This is a genomic window from Pseudomonas palleroniana (assembly GCF_022836895.1).
In the GTDB taxonomy this organism is placed as follows: domain Bacteria; phylum Pseudomonadota; class Gammaproteobacteria; order Pseudomonadales; family Pseudomonadaceae; genus Aquipseudomonas; species Aquipseudomonas palleroniana.
This window is the reverse complement of the sequence record NZ_CP092411.1, coordinates 3,137,759-3,161,836: the sequence shown is the minus strand read 5'-3', so window position 1 is coordinate 3,161,836 and position 24,078 is coordinate 3,137,759. Positions and strand designations below refer to the sequence as shown.

The 24,078-nt window shown below is 63.2% G+C and carries 19 protein-coding genes; 7 read left to right on the top strand and 12 right to left on the bottom strand.

Features of this window, described 5'->3' with window-relative positions; genetic code table 11:
- The first annotated feature begins 1 nt into the window (after window position 1).
- Both MJP36_RS14420 and MJP36_RS14415 read left to right on the top strand, forming a co-directional pair.
- Entirely contained in the window at window positions 2–1,036 is a 1,035-nt protein-coding gene (locus tag MJP36_RS14420; RefSeq protein WP_161550301.1) for an alginate lyase family protein, read from the top strand.
- 42 nt (window positions 1,037–1,078) lie between these two features.
- Window positions 1,079–1,585 carry a P-loop nucleotide/nucleoside kinase family protein gene (locus tag MJP36_RS14415; protein ID WP_090370408.1) on the top strand — a complete coding sequence of 169 codons (507 nt, stop codon included), beginning with the start codon at window positions 1,079–1,081 and terminating at the stop codon, window positions 1,583–1,585.
- Here the strand turns inward: MJP36_RS14415 and MJP36_RS14410 are convergent.
- The 5 genes from MJP36_RS14410 to MJP36_RS14390 form a co-directional block, all read right to left on the bottom strand.
- Complete coding sequence (locus tag MJP36_RS14410) at window positions 1,569–1,985, bottom strand: SRPBCC family protein (RefSeq protein WP_244383268.1); 417 nt, start codon at window positions 1,983–1,985, stop codon at window positions 1,569–1,571. The genes MJP36_RS14415 and MJP36_RS14410 overlap by 17 nt on opposite strands.
- Before the next feature lie 24 nt (window positions 1,986–2,009).
- The gene (locus MJP36_RS14405; RefSeq protein ID WP_060752467.1) at window positions 2,010–2,807 is read right to left on the bottom strand and encodes an SDR family NAD(P)-dependent oxidoreductase; all 798 of its coding nucleotides are present in this window, start codon (window positions 2,805–2,807) and stop codon (window positions 2,010–2,012) included.
- A 120-nt stretch (window positions 2,808–2,927) separates the two neighbouring features.
- Entirely contained in the window at window positions 2,928–4,226 is a 1,299-nt protein-coding gene (locus MJP36_RS14400; RefSeq protein ID WP_244383267.1) for an NAD(P)/FAD-dependent oxidoreductase, read from the bottom strand.
- Window positions 4,223–5,311, bottom strand: a complete 1,089-nt coding sequence (locus MJP36_RS14395) for a polyamine ABC transporter substrate-binding protein (protein WP_090370399.1) — start codon at window positions 5,309–5,311, stop codon at window positions 4,223–4,225. The genes MJP36_RS14400 and MJP36_RS14395 overlap by 4 nt, the downstream gene beginning before the upstream one ends.
- Window positions 5,312–5,335: 24 nt before the next feature.
- Window positions 5,336–6,694: a glutamine synthetase family protein gene (locus tag MJP36_RS14390; protein WP_090370397.1), complete on the bottom strand. Its 1,359-nt coding sequence runs from the start codon at window positions 6,692–6,694 to the stop codon at window positions 5,336–5,338.
- A 139-nt stretch (window positions 6,695–6,833) separates the two neighbouring features.
- On the opposite strand from MJP36_RS14390, the gene MJP36_RS14385 reads away from it, so the two are divergent.
- Window positions 6,834–7,730: a helix-turn-helix domain-containing protein gene (locus tag MJP36_RS14385; protein ID WP_060752463.1), complete on the top strand. Its 897-nt coding sequence runs from the start codon at window positions 6,834–6,836 to the stop codon at window positions 7,728–7,730.
- A gap of 112 nt (window positions 7,731–7,842) precedes the next feature.
- Here MJP36_RS14385 and MJP36_RS14380 read toward each other — a convergent pair whose 3' ends face one another.
- Genes MJP36_RS14380 through MJP36_RS14370 form a run of 3 tightly spaced genes read right to left on the bottom strand, consistent with a single transcriptional unit; the run spans window position 7,843 to window position 10,967 of the window.
- Window positions 7,843–8,946, bottom strand: a complete 1,104-nt coding sequence (locus MJP36_RS14380) for an acetoin dehydrogenase dihydrolipoyllysine-residue acetyltransferase subunit (protein WP_244383266.1) — start codon at window positions 8,944–8,946, stop codon at window positions 7,843–7,845.
- Window positions 8,943–9,962 (bottom strand): alpha-ketoacid dehydrogenase subunit beta, encoded by a 1,020-nt coding sequence (locus MJP36_RS14375; protein ID WP_161550305.1) that lies wholly within the window; start codon window positions 9,960–9,962, stop codon window positions 8,943–8,945. Before MJP36_RS14375 ends, MJP36_RS14380 begins: the two co-directional genes overlap by 4 nt.
- A 24-nt stretch (window positions 9,963–9,986) precedes the next feature.
- Window positions 9,987–10,967, bottom strand: a complete 981-nt coding sequence (locus MJP36_RS14370; protein WP_244383265.1) for a thiamine pyrophosphate-dependent dehydrogenase E1 component subunit alpha — start codon at window positions 10,965–10,967, stop codon at window positions 9,987–9,989.
- A 309-nt stretch (window positions 10,968–11,276) separates the two neighbouring features.
- Here MJP36_RS14370 and MJP36_RS14365 point away from each other — a divergent pair, with 309 nt between their 5' ends.
- Together MJP36_RS14365 and MJP36_RS14360 are read left to right on the top strand one after the other, a co-directional pair.
- On the top strand, window positions 11,277–13,151 hold the full coding sequence (locus tag MJP36_RS14365; RefSeq protein ID WP_244383264.1) for a sigma-54-dependent Fis family transcriptional regulator: 1,875 nt from the start codon (window positions 11,277–11,279) through the stop codon (window positions 13,149–13,151).
- 119 nt (window positions 13,152–13,270) lie between these two features.
- Window positions 13,271–15,412: a TonB-dependent siderophore receptor gene (locus MJP36_RS14360; RefSeq protein ID WP_244383263.1), complete on the top strand. Its 2,142-nt coding sequence runs from the start codon at window positions 13,271–13,273 to the stop codon at window positions 15,410–15,412.
- Here MJP36_RS14360 and MJP36_RS14355 read toward each other — a convergent pair whose 3' ends face one another.
- The 4 genes from MJP36_RS14355 to MJP36_RS14340 form a co-directional block, all read right to left on the bottom strand.
- Entirely contained in the window at window positions 15,413–15,850 is a 438-nt protein-coding gene (locus MJP36_RS14355; RefSeq protein WP_090370387.1) for a carboxymuconolactone decarboxylase family protein, read from the bottom strand.
- 94 nt (window positions 15,851–15,944) lie between these two features.
- Window positions 15,945–17,390 carry a mechanosensitive ion channel domain-containing protein gene (locus MJP36_RS14350; protein ID WP_244383262.1) on the bottom strand — a complete coding sequence of 482 codons (1,446 nt, stop codon included), beginning with the start codon at window positions 17,388–17,390 and terminating at the stop codon, window positions 15,945–15,947.
- 173 nt (window positions 17,391–17,563) lie between these two features.
- Window positions 17,564–18,424, bottom strand: a complete 861-nt coding sequence (locus MJP36_RS14345; protein WP_060752455.1) for a pirin family protein — start codon at window positions 18,422–18,424, stop codon at window positions 17,564–17,566.
- Between the two features lie 105 nt (window positions 18,425–18,529).
- Window positions 18,530–19,732: a multidrug effflux MFS transporter gene (locus MJP36_RS14340; RefSeq protein ID WP_244383261.1), complete on the bottom strand. Its 1,203-nt coding sequence runs from the start codon at window positions 19,730–19,732 to the stop codon at window positions 18,530–18,532.
- Between the two features lie 96 nt (window positions 19,733–19,828).
- Here MJP36_RS14340 and MJP36_RS14335 point away from each other — a divergent pair, with 96 nt between their 5' ends.
- Both MJP36_RS14335 and MJP36_RS14330 read left to right on the top strand, forming a co-directional pair.
- On the top strand, window positions 19,829–20,935 hold the full coding sequence (locus tag MJP36_RS14335; RefSeq protein ID WP_244383260.1) for an efflux RND transporter periplasmic adaptor subunit: 1,107 nt from the start codon (window positions 19,829–19,831) through the stop codon (window positions 20,933–20,935).
- Window positions 20,936–20,937: 2 nt separating this feature from the next.
- Window positions 20,938–24,021, top strand: coding sequence for an efflux RND transporter permease subunit (locus MJP36_RS14330; protein ID WP_244383259.1), 3,084 nt, complete (start codon window positions 20,938–20,940; stop codon window positions 24,019–24,021).
- Window positions 24,022–24,078 lie beyond the last annotated feature (57 nt).

Sequence of the window (24,078 nt, the reverse complement as noted above, 5' to 3'; positions counted from 1 at the left end):
CATGAAAACCAACCGACTCGCCTTAATTGCGGCACTCGCCGTGTTGTCCCAGGGGGCCATCGCGGCCACTCTTTGCCAGCCGGCCGCCACCAGCCCGAATGCCAAGGTGTTGCTGGAGGCGGCGCAACGGCACTTGGGCGACACGCCCAACCCGCTGCCCCGTGTGCATACCGAAGGGACCTTGCCCAACCAGGGTATCCGCGAGCAGAGCATCGCCGCCGAAAAGGACTGGCCGATCATGCGCCAGGCCGCGCTGGCCTGGCGCATGAGTGGCGACCCGCGCTACCTCAAGCAAGTCGATAACGACCTGGCCGCCTGGGCCGACGTGTATCAACCGGACTTCAACCCCATCGACGAAACCAACCTCGACATGCTGATCAGCGCCTACGCGCTCACCGCCGACCACCTGCGGCTGGAGACCCGCGACGCCAGCCGTCGCTTGATCCAACGCCTGGGCAACGGCTACATCGCGCAGATCCAGCAATTTCACGGCGCGAAGAAAGGCACCCAGACCAATAACTGGCAGAGCCATCGCGTCAAGCTGGTGACCGTGGCCGCCGCCGCACTGGGTGATCGGCCGATGCTGGAACAGGCGCTGCAACTGTTTAAACAGCAGATCGCCGACAATGTCCTGCCCGATGGTTCGGTGACCGACTTCCAGGACCGCGACGCCCTGCATTACGTGGTCTACGACCTCGAACCGCTGGTGCAGGCCGCACTGGCGGCGAAACCCTACGGCATCGGCGGCGACTGGTTGAAGCTCAGCGCCAACGGCGCTTCCCTGGGGGCTGCGCTGGACTGGCTGGTGCCCTATGCCAACGGCCAGCGCAGCCACCAGGAGTTCGTGCACACCCATGTGCAATTCGACAAAGACCGCGCCAACGTCGGTGAAGCCGGCTACAGCGGCACCTGGCAACCCAAGAGCAGCGCCACGCTGTTCTGGTTGGCGGCACAACTGGACAGCCGTTACCTGCCGGTGGCCAAACAATTGGCCGAGCACCCGGCGGACTGGATCAGCGCCTGCTATTTGAAGTAGACACCGCTAGACTGGCTGCGCCCACTCTTCGAAGGATCGACCATGCTTATTGTCTTCAGCGGCCTGCCCGGCACCGGTAAGACCACCATTGCCCGGGAACTGGCACGCCGGCTGGGTGCGGTTTACTTACGTATCGATGTGATCGAGCAGGCGCTGCGCGAGGCGGCCGTATTGGCCGGCGAGGTGGGGGCCAGCGGCTACCACGTGGCGAATGCGCTGGCCCTGAGCAACTTGCGCTTGGGGCTTGGGGTGGTCGCCGACTGCGTAAACCCCGTCGAAGAAAGCCGGCAAGCCTGGCGCGCCGTGGCGACGACAGCGAGCGTCGAGCTGATGAATATCCAAGTGACCTGCTCGGATCGCCAGGAACACCAACGTCGCGTGGAAACCCGCACAGGCGATATCCCAGGGCTGACGCCGCCGACCTGGCAGGCCGTAGCGGCCCACGAGTACGTCGCCTGGACCGAGCCGACGTTGACGCTCGACACCGCGAACGTCACGCCGGACCAGTCACTGGCGCTGATCCTCGAACGGCTCAGCCGGGGAAGTTAGCCCGCAGCGCCTCAAGCCCGCCGCGGTAGACCCCGGCGAACAGCGCTTCAACCTGCTCATCCGTGGTGCCGGACGCCGGGGTGAACACGCCGGACCAGGTCGCCTTAGCCGACGTGTCGGTCAAGGCTTCAACCTGCAAGGTCGCAAGGTACGCCGACACCGGGAACGGCGACTGTTCGATGGTGTAGCTGTAGGTGCGCGCCACGTTGTCGAACGTCTGCAGACGCTCGACCACCACACCGCCATCGGCCGCTTGCAGATGACGCACACGGCCACCTTCGCGGGTTTCGCTCTTGACGATCAAGGGCAGCCACTTGGGCAGCGCATCGAAGCCGCCGACCAATTGCCAGACCTCATCGGCCGATGCCGGTATTTCAATCACGCAAGCTGCTGTTGCCACGGGTCATACTCCATTCCAGAAAAATCAGATCGCCATGCTGTCGACGACACCACCGTCGACCCGCAACGCCGCACCGGTGGTGGCCGACGACAGCGGTGAAGCAATGTACGCCACCAGGTTCGCCACTTCATCCACATTGGCTGCGCGCTGGATGATCGACGTCGGCCGGGCGTTTTGCACAAACACATCCGCTTCATCCCGGGCACTGCGTCCGGATTTGGCCGTGGCGTCCGTGAGCATCTGCTCCAGGCCATCGGTAAAGGTCGGTCCCGGCAGGATCGCGTTGACCGTCACACCGGTGCCCGCCAGGCGTTTGGCCAAACCATGGGACACCGCCAGGTTGGCACTTTTGGTCACGCCGTAGTTGATCATGTCGGCCGGGATCGCAATGCCGGATTCCGAAGACACGAAGATCACCCGGCCCCAGCCCTGCGTCACCATGCCCGGCACATAATGCCGCGCCAGGCGCACGCCGGAGATCACATTAACCTCGTAGAAACGCGCCCACTCGCTGTCGGGCGCGTCGAAGAAGTCCACATCATTGAAGATGCCCAGGTTGTTGACCAGGATGTCGGCATGCGGCTCGGCGGCGAACAGTTTTTCTGCGCCCTCCAGGGTGCCGAGGTCGGCGACCACGCCACGCAGGTCCGCTCCCGGCACGTCCTGGCGAATGCTCGCCAGCGCCGCATCCACCTTGCCCGCCTCTCGCCCGATCACCACCACGGTGGCGCCGGACTGCGCCAGGGCGCGGCCGATGCCCAGGCCGATGCCGGCGGTGCTGCCGCTGACGATAGCGACTTTGCCACTCACATCAATATTCATCATCGAAATCCTCACGTTGAATCAACCAGTCTCAGGGTCGTCATGACCGTTGAAAAGATCCTAGACGGCAAAGATCGGACCGTCCAAGACATACTGCGACCAACTTGAGTCCTTCAAGGTCTAGCCAGCGACAAGCCCGCGCAAACGCAAGCCGAGCATGCCCAGGGCTAACAACGGTGATCGCAACAGCTTGCCACCGGGGAAGGTCATGTGCGGCACGCGACTGAACAGGTCCAGGCCCCGGCTCTGCCCGGCATGAATGCCTTCGGCCAACAAGCGCGCGCACCAGTGGGTCACATTGAGCCCATGCCCGGAATAGCCCTGGGCATAGAACACGTTGGGGTACTGCTGCAACCGCCCGACCTGGGGAAAGCGATTGGCGGTAATGCCGATCTTGCCGCCCCACTGGAACTCGATGGCGGTGTTGGCCAACTGCGGGAACACCTTGAGCATCTTCGGTTGCATATATGCCGCGATGTCGGCCGGGTCGCGTCCCGAATAATGACACGCGCCCCCGAACAACAGCCGACGGTCAGCTGAAAGGCGGTAGTAATCCAGGCCGATTTTCTGGTCGCACAGGGCCAGGTTTTGCGGGATCAGTTGCCTGGCCTGCGTTTCGCTCAACGGTTCGGTCGCGATGATGTAACTGCCCGCCGGCAACACCTTGCCGCTCAGGCGCGGTTCCAGCTCCTCCAGGTGGGCATTGCACGCCAGCACCAGGTGGCCGGCGCGCACCGTGCCGCTGGCGCAACGCACCTGTACCCTGTCGCCGTGGATCAGCTCCAGCACCGGGCTGTGCTCGAAAATCCGCACCCCGAGGGCCTCGGCGACGCGGGCTTCGCCCAGCACCAGATTGAGCGGGTGCAGATGCCCGGAGCCCATGTCCACCAGGCCACCGGCATACACCGTGGAATCCACCACCTGCGCCATCGCGTGGCGTGGCACCAAGCGCGTTTCGGGGGTGTACCCCAACTGCGCCAGGTGTTCCTGCTCACGCGTGAATGCCGCGAACTGCGCCGGGGTGTTGGCCAATTCGCAAAAGCCCCAGCGCAGGTCGCAGTCGATGCCGTGCTCGCGGATGCGCTCGCCGACCAGCGCCACCGAATCGATGCCGGCGCGCTCCAGGTAAGCCACGCCCTCCTCGCCGATATACTTGGCGAACCCCGAGACATCGTGGCCGATGCCGCGAATCAACTGCCCGCCATTGCGCCCGCTGGCGCCCCACCCGATGCGCCGGGCCTCCAGCAGGATCACCGAAAGCCCGCGCTGGGCCAGCTCGATGGCGGTATTGACGCCGGTGAAGCCACCGCCGATCACACAGACATCGGCGTCAAGCTCCGCGTCCAATACCGCACGCTCAGGCAGGGCATTGGCCGTCGCCCGGTAATAGGAGCGGGCGTGCTCACTGGACTGCATCATTTGTTGGTCTTCACTTTGCTCCAGGCGCGGGTCATCAGGCGCATGGTCGCCGGGGTTGGCGTGGTGGAAATATAGAGTTTGTCGAGCACCGCCTGGGGCGGGTAAACCTCAGGGTTGTTCACCAGTTCCGGGGCCATGAACGGCTTGGCCGCGGGGTTGGCGTTGGCATACCCCACCGAGGCACTGACCTTGGCGATCACCTCGGGGTCCAGCAGGTAGTTGATGAAGGCGTGGGCTTCTTTGACGTTGCCGGCGTCGGCGGGAATGGCCAGCAGGTCGAACCACAGGTTGGAGCCTTCCTTGGGGATCGAGTAGGCGATGTTCACCCCGTTCTTGGCTTCCTTGGCACGGTTGGCGGCCTGGAACACGTCGCCGGAATACCCGAACGCCACGCAGATGTCACCGTTGGCCAGGTCCGAGATGTACTTGGAGGAATGGAAGTAGGTGATATACGGCCGCAGTGTCAGCAGCTTGGCTTCCGCCTCCTGGTAATCCTTGGGGTTCTCGCTGCGGGGGTCCTTGCCCATGTAGTTGAGGATCGCCGGGAACAGCTCGTCCGCCGAGTCGAGGAAGGCCACGCCGCACTGGTTGAGCTTCTTGATGTTTTCCGGCTCGAACAGCACCGCCCACGAGTCGATATGGTCGATGCCCAGCACCTGCTTGACCTTGTCGACGTTATAGCCGATGCCGTTGGTGCCCCACAGGTACGGCACCGAGTGCGCGTTGCCCGGGTCATTTTTCTCGAGCAGCGCGAGCAACTTGGGGTCCAGGTTCTTGAAGTTGGGCAACTGCGCACGGTCGAGCTTGAGGAACGCCCCCGCTTTCACCTGCCGCGCCAGGAAGTGGTTGGACGGCACCACCACGTCATAGCCGGTGCGCCCGGCCAGCAGTTTGCCCTCCAGGGTTTCGTTGGAGTCGAATACGTCGTAGATCACTTTTATCCCGGTCTTGGCCTGGAAATCAGCCAAGGTGGTGTCGCCGATGTAATCGGTCCAGTTGTAGACACTCACCGTTTGCGCCGCCTGGCTGGTGCTGCTGAAGGCGGCTACCAGGGCCAGCGGGAGAAGCTTTTTCACAAGACGCATATCGACACCCCTTTTTTTGGTTTTTTAGACGCTCAACAACAGGAACTCACGCTCCCAGGAACTGATCACGCGCTTGAAATTCTCATGCTCGGCGCGCTTGACCGCGACGTAGCCCCGCACGAACTTGTCGCCCAGGTAGTGCTTGACCGTGTCGCAATCTTCCATACGCGCCAGCGCGTCTTCGAGGGTGAACGGCAGGCGCAGGTTGCGACGCTCGTAGGCACGCCCTTCAACCGGTGCACTCGGCTCGATCTGTTCGACCATGCCCAGGTAGCCGCACAGCAAGCTCGCGGCAATCGCCAGGTAAGGGTTGGCATCGGCGCCAGGCAGGCGGTTTTCCACGCGCATGGCGTCGGGGCTGGAGGTGGGCACGCGCAGGCCGACGGTACGGTTTTCTTCACCCCACTCGACGTTGACCGGCGCCGAGGTGTCCGGCAAAAAGCGCCGGAACGAGTTCACGTTGGGCGCAAACATCGGCAGCAACTTGGGGATGTACTTCTGCAAGCCGCCGATGTGGTGCAGGAACAAGGCGCTCATCTTGCCGTCGCCATCGACGAACACCGGTTTGCCGGTGGCGATGTCCACCACGCTCTGGTGCAGGTGCATGGCGCTGCCCGGCTCGTCGGCCACCGGCTTGGCCATGAAGGTGGCGGCGACATTGTGCTTGAGCGCGGCTTCGCGCAGGGTGCGCTTGAACACGGTGATCTGGTCGGCCAGGTCAAGGGCGTCACCATGACGGAAGTTGATTTCCATCTGTGCCGGGCCGTCTTCGTGGATCAGCGTATCGAGGTCCAGGCCCTGGGCTTCACACCAGTCGTAGACGTCTTCGAACAACGGGTCGAACTCGTTGGCGGCGTCGATGGAAAACGACTGGCGGCCAGTTTCGGCGCGCCCGGAACGGCCCACCGGGGTTTTCAGCGGCAGGTCCGGGTCTTCGCAACGCTGGGTCAGGTAGAACTCCATTTCCGGCGCGACAATCGGCTGCCAGCCGCGCTCGGTGTAGAGCTGCAATACCTTCTTCAGGACGTTGCGCGGCGACAGCTCGATGGGGTTGCCCTGCTTGTCGAAGGTGTCGTGGATCACGATCGCGGTGGGCTCTATGGCCCAGGGCACCACATAGGTCGCGTTGGACACCGGGCGGCACACCATGTCGATGTCGGCCGGGTCGAGCAGGTCGTAGTAGATATCGTCGTCGACGAAGTCCCCGGTCACCGTTTGCAGCAACACACTTTCCGGCAGGCGCATGCCTCGCTCATGCAGGAACTTGTTGGTGGGCGCAATCTTGCCGCGTGCGATGCCAGTCAAATCACTGATCACGCATTCGACTTCGGTAATCTTGTGTTCTTTCAGCCAGGCGGACAGCTGATCGAAGGGGGCGTTCATAAGGACCTCGTCATGGGTGGGATACACGCGCCGGCTTGTACTCTCGGCGCATTGAGGTCTATCTTGAGCCAGCCTTCAACGGGCATCTATCCACTTTGCACGAACCATAACGCACCAATAGAGTGCGCCAAGGTCATTCATGACACAGGCAACCGCTTTGCGCGTACAGGCCTTCACCACCGGTGATGTGGCCGCTCAATGCAATGCAACACCCGGCTGGGTGCAGCAGTACCAGCAGATGTCACCGGGGCACTTTGCCGGGCAGGTCCGCTACCTCGACCTGCAAGGTGTGCAGGTGTACGAAGAGTGCATGAACACTCGCGTGGAACAGCATTTCAATGCACCGCCGGGCTCGCTGGCGTTCTGTTTCGACGGCAGCGACAACGCGCTGTACATGCTCAATGGCGAAAGCCGCAACACCTGGATCACCCCGGAAAACTACCGTGAGGTGGCCGTGGTATTCGGCCCGCAGTTCGTGCAGCGCCAAGGGTTGGACGTGGCGAAGCTGGACGGTTTGTTCATGGCGCCGCTGACCTGCCGGCAAAACGCGCTGTTCACCCGCTGGCTCAGCGGCACCCTGACGCGCTTGTCCGCCGTCAGCGACCCGATCAGTCGCGACGCCCTCACCCAGCAACTGCTCGATGACTGCCTGTTCATTCTGGATAACGCCTGCGTGTGCCTGGACGACAGTTCATTGCAACGTCGCAGCGCCGAACGCCAGTTGATGGCGCGCATCGGTGCTTGGGCGGCGGATGCGCCGGATGAAACCGTGAACCTGCTGGAACTGGCGCAGATTGCGGGGGTGCCGCTGCGTCAGTTGCAGCAGGGCTTCAAAACCTACACCGGGATGAGCCCGGCGCAGTGGTTGCGCCTGCGCCGCTTGAATGGCGCACGGCGGGAGTTGTTGAACTCGCCCGGAACGACCGTGGCCGAGGTGGCGATGAACTGGTCGTTCTGGCATTTGGGGCGGTTTTCCAACAGCTACCGTGCCCTTTTCAAAGAGTTGCCCAGCGAAACCCTCAAGCGTCACGGTTGAAACTGTAGGAGCGAGCTTGCTCGCAAAAAACCTCAACGATACCCCGTGTTGCCTGAATCAACGCGGCGCCTGTGAGTGCTTCGCGAGCAAGCTCGCTCCTACCCTGGATGCCTCAAGGCTGTGACTTGAGAAACGCCGCCATCAACAGGTTGACCCGCTCCGCGGCCTCCAACTGCACCATATGCCCCTGCCCAGGCAGGATCTCTACCCGGGCCTGCAGCCCCTCGGCGTGGTTGGCCGGGATGATTGCATCGTCACTGCCCCAGATCACCAGGCTCGGTTGCCGCCCCACCACCTTGCGCAAATCCAGCGTTTGCCGCCCACCGTCGAAAAGCTTGGCGTTGAGCTGCCGCAACGCCTGATCCACCCCTTCCAGGCGCTTGAACTTGAGCATATCTTCGAGCATCTGCCGCGTCACCAACGCGGGGTCGCTGAACAGTTGGGTCAATTGCGGCTTGAGCGCGTTGCGGTGGTTGGCCTCGACAAAGCCTTGCAGGTAATCACCATTGATATCCGGTCCCAGGCCGGCGCTGGCGATCAGCGTCAGTGAAGCAATACGCTCGGGCGCCTGGTCGGCGAGCGTCAGCGCGACCAACCCACCCATGGAGTGGCCCGCCAGGTGCACGCGGTCGAGTGCAAGGTGATCGAGCAACGCCAACACCGCATGGCTCAACTCGTGTGCATCCGCACTTTGCAGGTGCTTGCCCGACTCGCCATGCCCTGGCAGGTCGAGCGCGATCACGCGGCGTTCGGCGGCCAATGCCGGCTGGTTGAACAGCCAGTTGTTCAGGTCACCGCCGAAGCCATGGATCAGCACCAACGGTGTGGCGCCCTCACCGAGGTCGAGATAGCGCAGCAAACGCCCGCCCAGTTCAACCTTCTGCGCGCTGGGGCCAGACGCTTGGACTTCATCCGCGCTGGCGACAAACCCGGCGTTGAAGCTTTCGATCACTGCATCAATCTGCGCGTCGGTGGCCTCGCCCTCCACCACAATCCCCAGCAACGCCCCCACCGGCAACGTCTCGTCGCTCTGCGCCAGCACCCGCCGCAGTACGCCATTGAACGGCGCCTCGACGCTGCTGGAGATTTTGTCGGTCTCCACGTCCAGCACCGCCTCGCCCTTCTCCACCCGGTCCCCGGGTTGCTTGAGCCAGATGTCGATACGGCCCTCGGTCATCGACAGCCCCCACTTGGGCATGGTCAAGGTATGGATCATGCGGCGGTCCTCTTGTCGGCGATCTTCAGCACGGCGGCTTCGATCTTCGCGGCGTTGGGGATGTACAGGTCTTCCAGCGCATCGGAAAACGGCACCGGCGTGTGCGGTGCGGTGACCATCTGGATGGGAGCACGCAGGCATGAAAACGCCTCCTGCGCCACCAACGCACTGATATCCGTGGCGATGGAACAACGTGGGTTGGATTCGTCGATCACCACCAGGCGCCCGGTTTTCTCGACGCTTTCCAGGATGCTGTCTGCGTCCAGCGGGCTGGTGGTGCGCAGGTCGAGCACTTCGCAATCGATGCCTTGGCGCGCCAGGTTGGCGGCGGCTTCCAGGGCGATATGCACCATGCGCCCGTACGTGACCAAGGTGACGTCCCGGCCTTCGCGCACAAAGTTGGCTTCGCCAAAAGGCACGGTGTACAACTCTTCCGGCACTTCGCCTTGCAGGCTGTAGAGCATCTTGTGCTCGAGGAAGATCACCGGGTCGTTGTCGCGGATAGCCTGGATCAGCATGCCCTTGGCGTCATAGGGCGTGGCCGGGCACACCACCTTGAGCCCGGGAATGTGCGTCCACATCGAGGTGAGCATCTGCGAATGCTGGGCGGCGGCGCGCAGGCCGGCACCGTACATGGCACGCATCACCAACGGCGTGGTGGTCTTGCCGCCGAACATGTAGCGGAACTTGGCGGCCTGGTTGAGCAACTGGTCGAGGCAGCAGCCGATAAAGTCGACGAACATCAACTCGCACACCGGGCGCATGCCGCGGGTGGCGGCGCCCACCGCCATGCCCACGTAACCGACTTCGGACAACGGCGCGTCCAGCACGCGGTCGGGAAATTGCGGATACAGGCCCTTGGTAACTCCCAACACACCGCCCCAGGCGTCCTGCTCGCCGGGCGAGCCGGTGCCGCCGCAGACGTCCTGGCCAATGATGAAGACGCTCTGGTCGCGGCGCATTTCCTGGGCCAGGGCTTCGTTGATCGCCTGCTGATAGCTGATTTTGCGAGCCATAAAATTCTCTCCACGTAGTTGTTGTTATGAGTGGTACGCGACGTACACATCGCTGAGCAGGTCGGCGGCCTGAGGCTTGGGGTCGAACTTGGCCAGGCGCACAGCGTCGTCAATCAACTGCGCTACCTCACGGTCGATGCGCTCCAGTTGCGCGACTTCCAACCAGCCTTCGGCGTCGCAACGCTGACGGAACAGCGTCAGGCAATCGTGGGATTCACGCAGGTTTTTCACTTCATCGGGGCCGCGATAGGTTTGCGCATCGCCTTCGAAATGGCCGTAGAAGCGGCTCAATTTGACTTCCACCAGGGTCGGCCCCTGGCCGCTGCGTGCACGCTCTACCGCGACGCCGAGCGCTGCATGCACCGCGAAGAAATCATTGCCATCGACGATCACCCCCGGCATGCCAAACCCTACGGCACGCTCGGCGATGTCCTTGCAGGCTACCGACCAGCCGGAACCGGTGGCCTCGGCATAGCCGTTGTTTTCGGCAACGAACAGGCAGGGCAGCCGCATGATCGCAGCCAGGTTCATCGCCTCGAATACTGCCCCCTCGTTGGAGCCACCGTCGCCAAAGAACGCCACGGCCACGCCTTGGCTACCCTTGAGCTTGGCGGCCAGCGCCGCACCGGCCGCCAACGGCGCACCGGCCCCGACGATGCCATTGGCGCCGAGCATGCCCTTCTCCTGGTCGGCGATGTGCATGGAGCCGCCCTTGCCGCCACACACGCCGGTTTTCTTGCCGTAGATCTCGGCCATCATGCCGAACACATCGACGCCCTTGGCGATGCAATGCCCGTGGCCACGGTGGTTGGAAGCAATGCAATCTTCATCGTTGAGGTGGGCCATGACCCCGGCGGCGCAGGCTTCCTGCCCGGCGTACAGGTGCACAAAGCCTGGGATCTCGCCGGTGGCGAATTCCACGTGCAGGCGTTCTTCAAAATCACGGATGGTGCGCATCACGGTGTAGGCATGCAGCAATTGATCGGTGGACAGGTGAGTGGACATCTTGTTGTTCTCCAGGTTGTCTCGACACACAAAAGGCTGGCTTCGACCAGCTACAGGCCCTTCAGCACAGCCTGTGCCAAGGCCTGGGAAAACCTCGCAAACACCTGATCCAGAGCGGCGCCGCCAGCCTGTACCCACGGCCCGGGCCAGCGCCGCATGAGACGCGGCAGTGCAATACGCAAGCAGCGTCTCGCGCCGGATGAGACGCTGCGTCTCACGCCGGGCATTTGGTCAGGCTGCCCTTGTCCCTCCCGGCGCATACGCGCTTAATGGCGGGCATAACAACAAAGATCGAGAACCGGAGGCCTTATGCTCGCCGCGAACTCAAGGGGGCTGACCCCCAAGGAGCATGTCGACTGCGTCAGCCGCGTGGTGCGCAATGCCGATCGCCTGCCCCAGGCGCCGGTACCGTCGGTGATCTTCGACTCCTGGCGCCGCTCCATGGAGCAATACCACCTGGACCCGGGTTCGCTGCAAGGGCCACGCATCCTCACCGAACCCTTGCTCAAGGAATGCCGCGAACGTGCCGAGCTGTTCATGCGCATCGCCAGCGAAGCCGTCGGCCAGTTGCATCACCGCGTGCGTCACGCCGACTATTGCGTGATGCTCACCGACGCTCAGGGCCAGACCATCGACCATCGCGTGGACACCACGATTCGCAGCGACTGCCGCAAGGCCGGCCTGTACCTGGGCACCTGCTGGTCGGAAGCCGAAGAAGGCACCTGCGGCGTAGCCACGGTGCTGACCAGCCAATCGGCGGTGACGGTGCATAAACGCGACCACTTCCGCGCCGCGTTTATCGGCCTGACCTGCTCCGCCGCGCCGATTTTCGATCCCCAGGGCAACCTGCTGGGCGTGATGGACGCCTCAGCCTTGCAGTCGCCGGACGACCGCCGCAGCCAGCACCTGGTGCGCCAGCTGGTGGCGCAGAGTGCGCAGGCCATCGAGAATGCCTTCTTCATGCACAGCGCTCGCCAGCACTGGGTGCTGCAAGCCCACAGCACGCCGGGTTACGTCGACAGCCAGCCTGACCTGCTGCTGGCCTGGGACCAGGACGGTCGCCTGCAGGCGCTCAACAGTAAAGCCCGCCAAGCCCTGCGCCGACGCTTCGGCCAGGTGCCGGCGCATATCGGCGAAGTGTTCGACCTGGAGGCGTTGCGCGCAGTGACGGATCAACACGCCCAGCAACTGCATTGGCTGGGCGAACCGGGCGCGCTGCACGTACGCGTCAATGCCCCGCGGCGCCAGCCGGTACGCGCCGCAACGGTGGCGCAGGTGGACGCGCGCGTCGAAGAGCATTTGCGCCTGGCCGTGCGGGTCAAGGACCGCAACCTGCCGGTGCTGGTACAAGGTGAAACCGGCGCCGGCAAGGAAGTCTTCGCCCGCCAGTTGCATGCACAAAGTGCTCGCCGCAATGGGCCGTTCGTGGCGGTGAATTGCGCAGCGATTCCGGAAAACCTGATCGAGAGCGAACTGTTCGGCTATGTGGCCGGGGCATTTACCGGCGCCTCCAGCAAGGGTATGCCGGGGTTGCTGGTACAAGCCGATGGCGGCACGCTGTTCCTCGACGAAATCGGCGATATGCCGCTGGCACTGCAAACGCGGCTGCTGCGGGTGATGGCCGAAGGCGAAGTGGCGCCGTTGGGCGCGGCAAAGGCGCGCCATGTGGATATCCAGGTGATCTGTGCCAGCCACCGCGACTTGGCGGAATTGGTCAGCCAAGGGCGCTTTCGCGAAGACCTGTACTTTCGCCTCGGTTGTGCGCGCTTCTGCCTGCCGCCATTGCGCGAGCGTACCGACAAGCTGGCGTTGATCAACCGACTGCTGGAACAGCAAGCGCGCAACAGCGGCGTGACGCTGGGCCTCAGCGAGGCGGCACTCCAAGCGCTGCTCGGTTATGCCTGGCCGGGCAACGTGCGGCAATTGCAGCATGTGCTGGCGTATGCCTGTGCGGTGTGCGAAGGCGATACCTTGCAATTGGCGAATTTGCCGGTTGAGGTGCGCGGGGAACAGGTTGAGGCACGGGTGCAACAGAGTGTCAGCCCGGAACGCCAGGTCGTGCTGGACGCGCTGATTCGACATCGCTGGAAGCCGTTGCCGACGGCGCAGGCACTCGGGATTTCGCGGGCGACGCTGTATCGCCGGATCAACCGGTTGGGCATCGACATGCCCGGCAAGCAATGATCTGACGCGAACAGCCCGCGCCCGCAAAAAAGTCTTCCGTGACCAATATTTGGGCTTGCCCGCTGCCGCATTGCCCCCTAGCTTATGCGCCCCCTCCCCGCGCTTTAAGGCCCTGCCCCATGGTTTTGCGTTTTCGTCCCGTCGCTCCTTCACATTTTGCCCTCGGCCTGCTGCTCAGCGGCGGCATCGGCAACAGCCTGGCGGCTGAAATAGAGCTGCCGGCGGTGAAGGTCCAGGGCCAGGAAGCCTCCGGCTACCGCAGCGACACAGCCTCGGTCGGCGGCTTCACTGAAACGCCATTGCTGGACACCCCGGCCTCGATCACAGTGATCAACGCCGCCATGCTCAAGGACCAGCAGGCCCGCCTGCTCAGCGAAGTGCTGCGCAACGACGCCGCAGTGGGTGACAGCTATGCGCCCATTGGCTATTACGAAAACTTTGTGGTGCGCGGCTTTTCGCTGAATGCCGCGAGCAGCTACAAGATCAACGGGCGCACCATCACCGGCGAGCAGAACGTCGCCCTGGAAAACAAGCAGCAGGTGGAAGTGCTCAAGGGGCTGGCCGGCTTGCAGAGTGGCATCTCCGAGCCCGGCGGCGTGATCAACTATGTGACCAAGCGCCCGGAGGATGTGCGCTCGGTCAGCGTTTCCAGCGACGATCGTGGCAGTGGTTATGTCGCCACCGACGTCGGTGGCTGGTTCGGTAGCGAACAGCAATTTGGCCTGCGCGCCAACGTGGCCCATGAAGACCTGCACAGCTATGTGGAGCATGCCAATGGCCAGCGTGATTTCGTGTCCCTGGCGTTCGACTGGAATATCAGCCCCGATGCCGTGCTGCAACTGGATGCGGAATACCAGAACAAGCAACAGCGTTCGGTGCCGGGCTATCAGTTGCTCGGGGGCACCGAGGTGCCCCACGACGCGTCGCCGAAGAAACTGCTCGGCCATCAAACCGGCGGCCGTCAGGTCGGTATCGATTCGTTGAACCTCAACGGCAAGTTCGAGTACCGCTTCAGCGATCAGTGGACAGGCACCGTCAGCGCGGCACACAGCAAGGTGGTGATTGACGATTACAGCTCGTTTGCCTGGGGCGGCGACACGACGGGCCTGGGCAACTATTTTTCTGCGCAAGGCGATTACGGCATCTACGACTACCGCAGCCCCGACGACACCCGCCGTGATGACGAAGTGCAAGCCGCCATGACCGGGCTGTTCGACACGGCGGGCCTGGGCCATGAGCTGACCTTCGGCACCAGCGCGTTCCGCCGGGTGATCGACAAGCGCAAACCGGTCAACGAGTACATCGGCAGCGGCAATATCAACGAAGATGCGCCGAGTTTCCCAGCCGCCGACGTCCCGTTGAACGACAGCCACCGTAACCTCGACAGCCGCCAGTACGGCCTGTTCGTCACCGACCGCATTCGTTTCAACGAGCAATGGCAGACGATTCTCGGCGGACGTGAAGTGCGCCTGGATGAAAAGGCCTTCGACAGCGATGGCAACCCGGCGCGTCATACCCAGCAGTCTGTGTTTCTGCCCCAGGCGTCGTTGATCTATAAACCGATTGAAAACCTCTCGCTGTACACCAGCTACAGCAAGGGCCTGTCCCTGGGCGGGAGCGCGCCGTGGTTCGCAACCAATGCCGATGAAACCCTGGCCCCGACCACCTCGCGGCAAATCGAAGCCGGTGTGAAATACGACTGGCGCCGTATCAGCTTCGCCGCCGCCGTGTTCCAGACGCGCCAGGCCTATCAGTACGCCAAACCCGAAAATGGCCAGTTCACCTACGTGCAACAAGGCCGGCAGCAGAACACCGGGCTGGAGTTGTCAGCCAACGGTTGGGCCACTGAGCGCCTGCAAATCGCCACCAGCGTGGCGGCGATCCGTGCCCGGGTGGACGGAAGCGGCACGCCGGCTTACGAAGGCCATCAGGCGATCAACGTGCCCAAGCTGCGCGCCAGTGTGTACGCCGACTATGCCTTGCCGTGGGTCAACGGCCTGGCGGTACTCGGCGGCGTGCAATACAGCGCCAAGAAGTACGCCAATCGCAGCGGCAATGTGGAGGTGGGGGATTATGCGGTGGTCAATGTGGGCAGCCGCTACACCACCCGGCTCGACGGCTATGAAACGGTGTTTCGCCTGAGCGTCGACAACCTGTTCGACAAGCGCTACTGGCGCGACGCCGGCGAGTACCTGGGCGATGACTACCTGTTCCAGGGCGCGCCCTTGACGGCGCGCCTGAGTGCCTCGGTCAATTTCTGATTACTTGGGCATCTTGCGAAAGCCCACCGCCAGGCGGTTCCAGCTGTTGATCGTACTGATCGCCACGCTCAGGTCGACCTGCTCCTGTGGGCTGAACTCAGCCGCCAGTGCGCTGTAGTCGGCGTCGGCGGCGTGGGTCTGGCTGATCAGGGTCAGGCTTTCGGCCCAGGCCAGGGCGGCACGCTCACGGGGGGTGAAGAAGGGTGTTTCGCGCCAGGCCGACACGGTGTACAGGCGGCGCTCGGTTTCACCGCCCTTGCGCGCATCGGCGGTGTGCATGTCGAGGCAGAAGGCGCAGCCGTTGATTTGCGACACGCGCAGGCGCACCAGCTCCAGCAACGGCAGTTCAATGGACAGTTTGCCAACGGCGGCTTCCAGGGCAAGCATGGCTTTCATGGCATCTGGGGACGCGGTGTAGAAATCGGTACGGGCCTGCATGGTGATACTCCGGGAACGGTGGGAACGCTGAGCAGATTAGTCAGCGCGGCGTCCCGGAGAAATAGCCAATTCGGGCGAAGAACAGGTGACCAATCTACAGGCCACGGTTGCGCAGCCATTGCAGGAACCCGGTCTTTACCGGCGCGACCGGTGTGGCTTGAGTCAAGGTCTGGGCCGCGTGCAGGCGGAAGTCGAGCAAGGCTTTCATGGCCTCGCTGATGTCATGCCGCGCATCCAGGCAAGGCTTGAGGTATTCCTTCTCGACGCGGTACAGGGTGCAGTAGGTCTTGGCCAGGAAGTCTGCCGGCACGCCTTGATCGGACAGAATCCCCGCCTCACCAATCACCTCGCCCGGCCCCATGCGCCCGGCTTCGAATTTGCGCCCATCCTTGGTCAGCATGACCGAGACCACACCGGAGGCGACGATGAACAAGTGGTCGCTGACCTCTCCCGCCGGCAAGATCATCTCGCCGCTACGAAACGATTGCAGGACCATGTTCTGGCTGAAGGTATCCTTTTCTTCCTGACGCAGGGTGGAGAAAATCGGCGAGCGCTCCAACAGTGCCCGCGCCCCAGACACCAAGCTTGGCGCGCTGCTTTCGGTGGCGGACAACAGGCTGACGCCCGCGGCCTGCAGATGACGGAATGCCAGGTCATACAGTTGGTTGCGCACATCGCGCTTGAGGCCCATGGCCGGCACGAAACCACTGATCTCATATTCGACGCCGCCACTGCCCGAGGACTTGAATGCCACGCTTGGGGCCGGCGTGGCCAGCAACGGCCGGCACCCCAGCATCGCCCGTTCCAATGCCTCGATCACAGTTTGCGGGCGCGCGTGGGGGCTCACTTGCAGGCTGACCGCCAACCCGAACATGTCCGCCGGGCGTGAGAAGTTGATGATCTTGGCTTTGGCCGCCAGGGAGTTGGGAATCACCGCCAGGCTGCCCTGGGAGGTTTGCAGGCGGGTGGCGCGCCAGTCGATATCCGTGACGCGGCCTTCGGTGCCGTCGATGGAAATCCAGTCATCGAGTTGATACGGCTTGGTGGTGTTGAGCACGATCCCGGAAAACACATCGCTCAAGGTACTCTGCAGCGCCAGGCCGACGATGATCGCCACCGCGCCGGAGGTGGCGAGCACCCCCTTGACCGGCAGGTCGAGCACATAGGCCATGGCCGCGATGATCGCGATCAGGAAAATCACCGCGCCCATCAGGTCCTGCAACAGCCGCCCGGTGTGACCGACCCGCTGCATCATCACGGTGCCGAGCAACACCGTGAGGGTGCGCGCCGCGAACAGCCACCAGCCGATCTGCAGGGCCGTGGCGGCCAGGTGCAAGGTGGTGTCGTCGGCATAGGGCGCCAGTTGCATGGGGTTCATGCCGTCGTTGAACAGCACGGCACTGAAAACCGCGAAAATCACCAACCGCGCCGCCAGCTTCCAACTGGCCAGGTTGGCGGAAATCAGCCGCCACACGGCAATGTCGATAAAGATCAGCGCCAACGCGCAGAGCATGGGGTGTTCAGCGATAAATGTGGGCATCCAGGCGACTCCAGGGCGAATGCGCAGAAGATCGCATGAAATAGACAGATCAGGTATAGCGCCAAGCAAAATGTGGGAGCGGGCTTGTTGTGGTGAAGGGGCTTGCTCGCCACAACAAGCTCCCCAGCCACAACAAGCCCGCTCCCACAGGGGGGTTGCGACAACCCTTGGCTTCACATCCGCCCAAACTTGCCCGACTGGAAGTCAACAAACGCCTGGTGTATTTCCTGCTCGGTGTTCATCACGAACGGGCCGTGACCGACGATGGGCTCGTCGATCGGCTCGCCGCTGAGCAGCAGCACCTTGGCGTCGTCGTTGGCCTCCAGGGTGAGCTGGCTGCCATCGCGCTCGAACAAGGCCAACTGGCCTTGGCGTGCGACTTCCTCACCGTTGACCAGCACCGTGCCGCGCAGGATCACCAACGCGGTGTTGCGCCCGGCATGCAGGTCCAGCGTCAGCGCTTTACCGGCGTTGAGGCGCAGGTCCCACACGTCAATCGGCGTAAAGGTGCGCGCCGGGCCCTGGGTGCCGGCGAACTCACCGGCAATCAGGCGCAGTTGCCCGGCGCCGTCAGCCAACGGCAGCAGCGGAATGTCGCCATCGACGATGGTCTGGTAGCCCGCGTCGGCCATTTTGTCCTTGGCCGGCAAGTTGACCCACAGTTGCACCATCTCCAGTGCCCCGCCGCTGCGGGCAAAGGCTTCGGAGTGGAACTCCTCGTGGAGGATGCCTTTGGCCGCCGTCATCCACTGCACATCGCCAGGGCCGATTTTGCCGCCGGCACCCGTGGAATCGCGGTGCTCGACTTCGCCATCGTAGACGATGGTCACGGTTTCAAAACCACGATGAGGGTGCTGGCCGACGCCACGACGTTGCTCGGTGGGGGTGAAATCGGCAGGGCCTGCGTGGTCCAGCAACAGGAATGGGCTGATGTGCTTGCCCATGGTGTCGTAGGAAAACAGCGTACGCACCGGGAAGCCGTCGCCGACCCAGTGGGCGCGGGGGCTGGTGTAGATACCGATCAGTTTTTTCATGGTGTACCTCCAAAGTGCATACACCTTAAATCCGATACCAATTGAGCGCTAGATAGCAGCCACAGCTCTTACTGTCCCACAGGTGAGACAATCAACCGCTTATGGCTAGGCAGCCGCCAGCGCCGGCCGGCGCTCACGCAACAGGTGAAACGCGACGAATGCCGCCACCGCAAAACTGGCCTCGAGCATGATCATGGGCACGGCGCTGCCATCGCGCAGTTGGCTCAATAACAAGCCGCTGCAGGTTGCGCCGAACATCTGGGAAAAGCCCATCAAGCCGGCGGCCAGGCCGGCGCGGTGGGCATTGGGCATCACCCCACCGGTGACCGAGCCTGGCAACACCAGCCCACCGCCGAGGGTGACCAGCGCAATCGGCAGGTCCAAGCCGACGACCGAGAGGCCGAACACTGCGTAGATCAACACGGCCGACAGGCCGCCGACAGCCACTATCGTCACGCCCATCGCCACAATCCGTTGCGCGCCCAGGCGCAGGATATTGCGCCGGGTGTAGGTGGAACCGAGGATCAGCATCGACACCATCAGGCCGAAGTTGATGCCGTATTCAAGGCTGCTGAAACCCAACAGGTTGATAAACACCGCCGAGGAGCCGGCAATCACTGCAAACATGGCGCCATAGGTACAGGCGAGCGCGACGGCGTAGGCGCGGTATTGGCGGCTTTTGAGCAAATCCAGGTATTGCCCGCCCAGCGTGCGCCAATGACCGGCCTTGGGATCGAGGGAATGGTTGCTCTCGCGGAAAAACAGCAGCGCCAGCAGCAACACCGCGCTACCGATGAGCAACGAGAGGACGATAGGCGCGCGCCAACCGAAGAGTTTGATCAGCAGGCCGCCGATCATCGGTGCGACCACAATGGCGTAGAGCATGCCGATCATGGTCAACGCCAGGGCCGGGCCCGCCTCGGCTTTCCAGACATCGCGCACCACCGTGCGCGCCAGCACCAGCGCGGCGCAGGCACCCAGCCCCTGCGCGACCCGGGCGGCAATCAATTGGTGGATGTCGCTGACCAACAGCATCGACAACGTGGCCAGCACATACAGGACCAAGCCGCCGATCAGCACGGGACGGCGACCTATGCGGTCCGACAGCGGGCCAAACAGCAGTTGCCCAAGGCCAAACGCCGCGACAAACGCCGACATCGCCATCAATGCCGAACCCGGCGGCGCCGCCAGCGCCTGCTCGATAGAGCCCAGGCCCGGGATGATCAATTGGGTCGAGACTTCACCCAGCGCCGTCAGGGCAACCAATAAAAACAACAAACTGCGTGAGGGTGTCGGGGCGTTTGCCATGGGAATGATCCGGGGCTGGATTAATTTATATTTCGACCATAATATAAGCAAAAAATTATGTCCATAATTTTCTGCTCGATCCCCCTGGAGCCCATCATGAACCCTCTTGCCCTACGTCTTCTCATCCCCCTGGCCTTGCTAAGCGTCCTCAGCGGTTGCAACAGCAAGGCCGATACCGCCGCCGACGTGCCGCTGCCCCGCCCGGTATTGGCGGCCAAGGTCGAGGCCGCCGGCGCCCAGCAAAGCGCCTACACCGGCGTGGTGGCGGCCCGTACCGAAAGCGACCTGGGCTTCCGGGTGGGCGGCAAGGTCATTGAACGCAAGGTCGACCCCGGCCAGCATGTCTCGCGTGGCGATACGCTGCTGGTATTGGATATCGGTGATTTCGAACTGGCCCTGCGCTCGGCGAAAAACCGCGTCAACGCCGCCCAGGCGCAGTTGCGCCAACGCCGTGACGACGAGAACCGCTACCAGCGCCTGGCCAGTACCGGCGCCGTGTCGCGGCAGATTTTCGACCAGTCGGCGACCAACCTGCGCGTCGCCGAAGCCGAGTTGGCTGCGGCCCAATCGGATGCCAGCCAGATCGAAAACCGGCGCACCTACTCGGTACTCAAGGCCGACGGTGACGGCATCATCACCGACGTCCGCGTGGATCGCGGCCAAGTGGTCGCCGAAGGGCAAATCGTCGCGCGGCTGGCCCACGATGGCGCCCGCGAAGCCATCGTCAACCTGCCGGAAACCCAGCGCGACCAAGCTTCGCAAAAAGCCTTGGCGTTCCCCTTCGGCGCGCCGGAACAAGCCCTCACGGCCACCCTGCGGGAGTTGTCCGCCAGTGCCGACCCGGTCACCCGGACCTACCGCGCCCGCTTCGTGCTGCATGGCGGCGTCGAGCGTTTCGCCCTCGGTTCCACTATCACTGTGCGCCTGCAAGGCAGCGGCCAGGCCCAGCAAACCCGCGTGCCTATCGGCGCGCTGCTGGACGCCGGGCATGGCAGCGGCGTGTGGGTGATCGGTGATAACGACAAGGTCCGCTTCGCCCCGGTGCAAGTCGCCAGCCTCGGCCAGGAAGACGCCCTGCTCGACAGTGGCGTGAGCCCCGGGCAAATCATCGTCGCGCTCGGTGCGCACCTGTTGCACGAGGGTGACGCGGTGCGCTTGCTGCCGGCCCAAGCCCTGGCCCTCAACCGTCAGCAGGACCATTGAATATGCGCGGCATCAACCTCTCCGAACTGGCCGTGAAACACCGTGCGGTCACACTGTTCCTGATCATCGCGATCCTCGCCGCCGGGGTCTTCTCGTTCGGCAAACTGGGGCGTGCCGAAGACCCGTCGTTTACCGTCAAGGTCATGACCATCAGCGCGGCCTGGCCCGGCGCAACCGCTCGGGAAATGCAGGAACAGGTGGCCGACCGCCTGGAAAAGCGTCTGCAGGAACTGGATTACTACGACCGCGTCGAGACCATCGCCCAGCCGGGTTTCGTGTCGATGCGCATGACCTTCAAGGAATCCACGCCCCCCGGCGAACTCCAGGACCTGTTCTACCAGGCCCGCAAAAAGCTCAGCGATGAAGCCGCCAAACTGCCCAATGGCGTGGTCGGGCCGTTCTTCAACGACGAATATTCCGATGTGTACTTCGCCTTGTACGCCCTGGAAGCCGAGCACCTGCCCCACCGCCAGCAAGTGCAGATGGCCGAAACGCTACGCCAGCAATTGCTGGACCTGCCGGGGGTGAAGAAGGTCAATATCCTCGGTGAGCAGGCGCAACGAGTGTTTGTCGAGTTTTCCTATGAACGCCTGGCAACCCTGGGCATCAAGCCGGACCAGATCTTCGCCGCCCTCGCCGCACAAAACGCAGTGGCGCCGTCCGGCTTTGTGGAAACTGCCGGGGCGCGCGCCTATATCCGCATCGACGGTGCCTTTGACAGCCTGTCGCTGATTGAAAACGTACCGCTGGAAGCCAACGGGCGTGTGCTGCGCATCGCCGATGTGGCCAGCGTCAGCCGCGGTTATGAAGACCCGCCCAGCTACCGCATTCGCCACCAGGGCGACCCGGCGCTGATGCTCGGCGTGATCATGGAGAAACACTGGAACGGCCTGGAGCTGGACAAAAGTCTCAAGGCCGAGGAAGCCAGGATCCAGGCCGACCTGCCGCTGGGCGTGAACTTCGCCAAGGTCTCCGACCAGGCGAAAAACATCAGCCTGGCGGTCAATGAGTTCATGCTGAAATTCTTCGTCGCGCTGGCCGTGGTCATGGTGATCAGCCTGTTGGCCCTGGGATTTCGCGTGGGGTTGGTAGTGGCGGCTGCGGTGCCGCTGACCTTGTCGGTGGTGTTCGTGATCATGCTGCTCACCGGCCGTGAGTTTGACCGTATCACCCTGGGTGCGCTGATCATTTCCCTGGGCTTGCTGGTGGATGACGCGATCATCGCCATTGAAATGATGGTGGTGAAACTGGAGGAAGGTTTCGATCGGATTCACGCCGCCACCTTCGCCTGGAGCTCCACCGCCGCGCCGATGCTCACCGGCACCCTGGTGACGATTATCGGCTTTCTGCCGGTGGGGTTTGCCCGCTCGGCGGCGGGGGAATACGCCGGCAATATTTTCTGGATTGTCGGCTTTGCATTGATCTCCTCCTGGCTGGTGGCAGTGGTATTCACACCGTACCTGGGCGTGAAGCTGCTGCCGCAGATCAAACCGGTGCCCGGTGGCCATGACGCGATCTACGCCGGGCGCTACTACCGCAAACTGCGTAGCTTGGTCGAAGCCTGCGTACGTGGGCGTTGGCTGGTGACGGGCCTGGTGGTCGCAGCCTTTGTACTGTGCGGGCTGGGCATGGCCGTGGTGAAGAAACAGTTCTTCCCCAACTCCGACCGTTCCGAGTTGATTCTTGAGGTGTACATGCCGCCCGGCAGCGCGTTCAAAGCCACCGAGGCGGTGGCGGCGCAGTTGGAAAAAGCCCTGTTGCAAGAGCCGCAAACCCGCCTGGTGGACACTTATGTGGGCGGCGGCGCGCCACGGTTTTTCCTGTCGCTGAACCCGGAATTGCCCGACCCGGCTTTCGCCAAGCTGATCGTGCAGACCCCGGACTCCCACGCTCGTGATGCGCTGAAACTGCGTATGCGTGAGCGCATCGCCGCCGGTGAATTTCCGGCGGCCCGTGTGCGCGTGACGCAGTTGCTGTTCGGCCCGCCGGTGCCGTTCCCGGTGGTGTTCCGCGTGTCCGGGCCGGATGTGGATGTGCTGCGCGGCGTGTCCGAAGAGGTGCGTCGTGTGGTGGCCGCCAACAAGCTGACCAAGGAAGCCTTCCTCGACTGGGGCGAGCGCACCAGCACTTATCGCCTGGTCCTGGATCAAGATCGCCTGCGCCTGCTGGGTTTCACCCCCAATGAGGTCAAGTCCCAGCTTAACGCCTTGCTCAGCGGCAACCCGATCACCGAAGTGCGCGAAGGCAACCGCACCGTTGCCGTGGTCGCCCGCGCCCAGGGCAGCCAGCGCGAGAACCTCGGCAACCTCAACAACATGACCCTGACCAACAGCGCCGGCACTTCGGTACCGCTGGCCCAGGTCGGGCAGTTCCAGGCCGTGATGGAAGAGCCGATCCTCAAGCGCCGCAACCGTGCGACCACCGTGGAAGTACGCGCCGATATCATCGACAGCGTGCAACCGCCCGACGTGGAAATGGCCGTGTACAAGGACCTGCAACCACTGATCGCCAAGCTGCCTGCCGGCTACCGGATCGACATCGGCGGCCCGGTGGAGGAAAGCGCCAAAGCCAACGTCGCGCTGGCGGCGCTGTTCCCGATCATGATCCTGCTGACCCTCACGGTGATCATGTTCCAGGTGCGCTCGTTCGGCGTGATGTTCATGGTGTTCGCCACCGCGCCTTTGGGGTTGATCGGCGCGGTGCCGACGTTGCTGTTGTTCAACCAGCCGTTCGGGTTCAACGCAATCCTGGGCTTGATCGGCATCGGCGGGATTCTGATGCGCAACACGCTGATCTTCACCGACCAGATTCGCCAGAACCAGGAACAGGGCATGGCGATTCGCGAGGCGATCGTCGAAGCCACCGTGCGACGAGCCAGGCCGGTGATCCTCACCGCGCTGGCGGCGGCGCTGGCCTTCATCCCGCTGACGTTCTCGGTGTTCTGGTCGTCCCTGGCGTATGTGCTGATTGGCGGGGTGTCGGTGGGCACCGTGTTGACGCTGTTGTTCCTGCCGGCACTGTGCAGCCTGGTGCTGGGGCGCAAGCACACAGACTCCGTCGAAACATCCCACACAAGCGCCGGATAAGCTCTACTCCCCTCCCCTGAAAACCTCTGCAAAGTCCCTCGCCTGAATACACAGTGC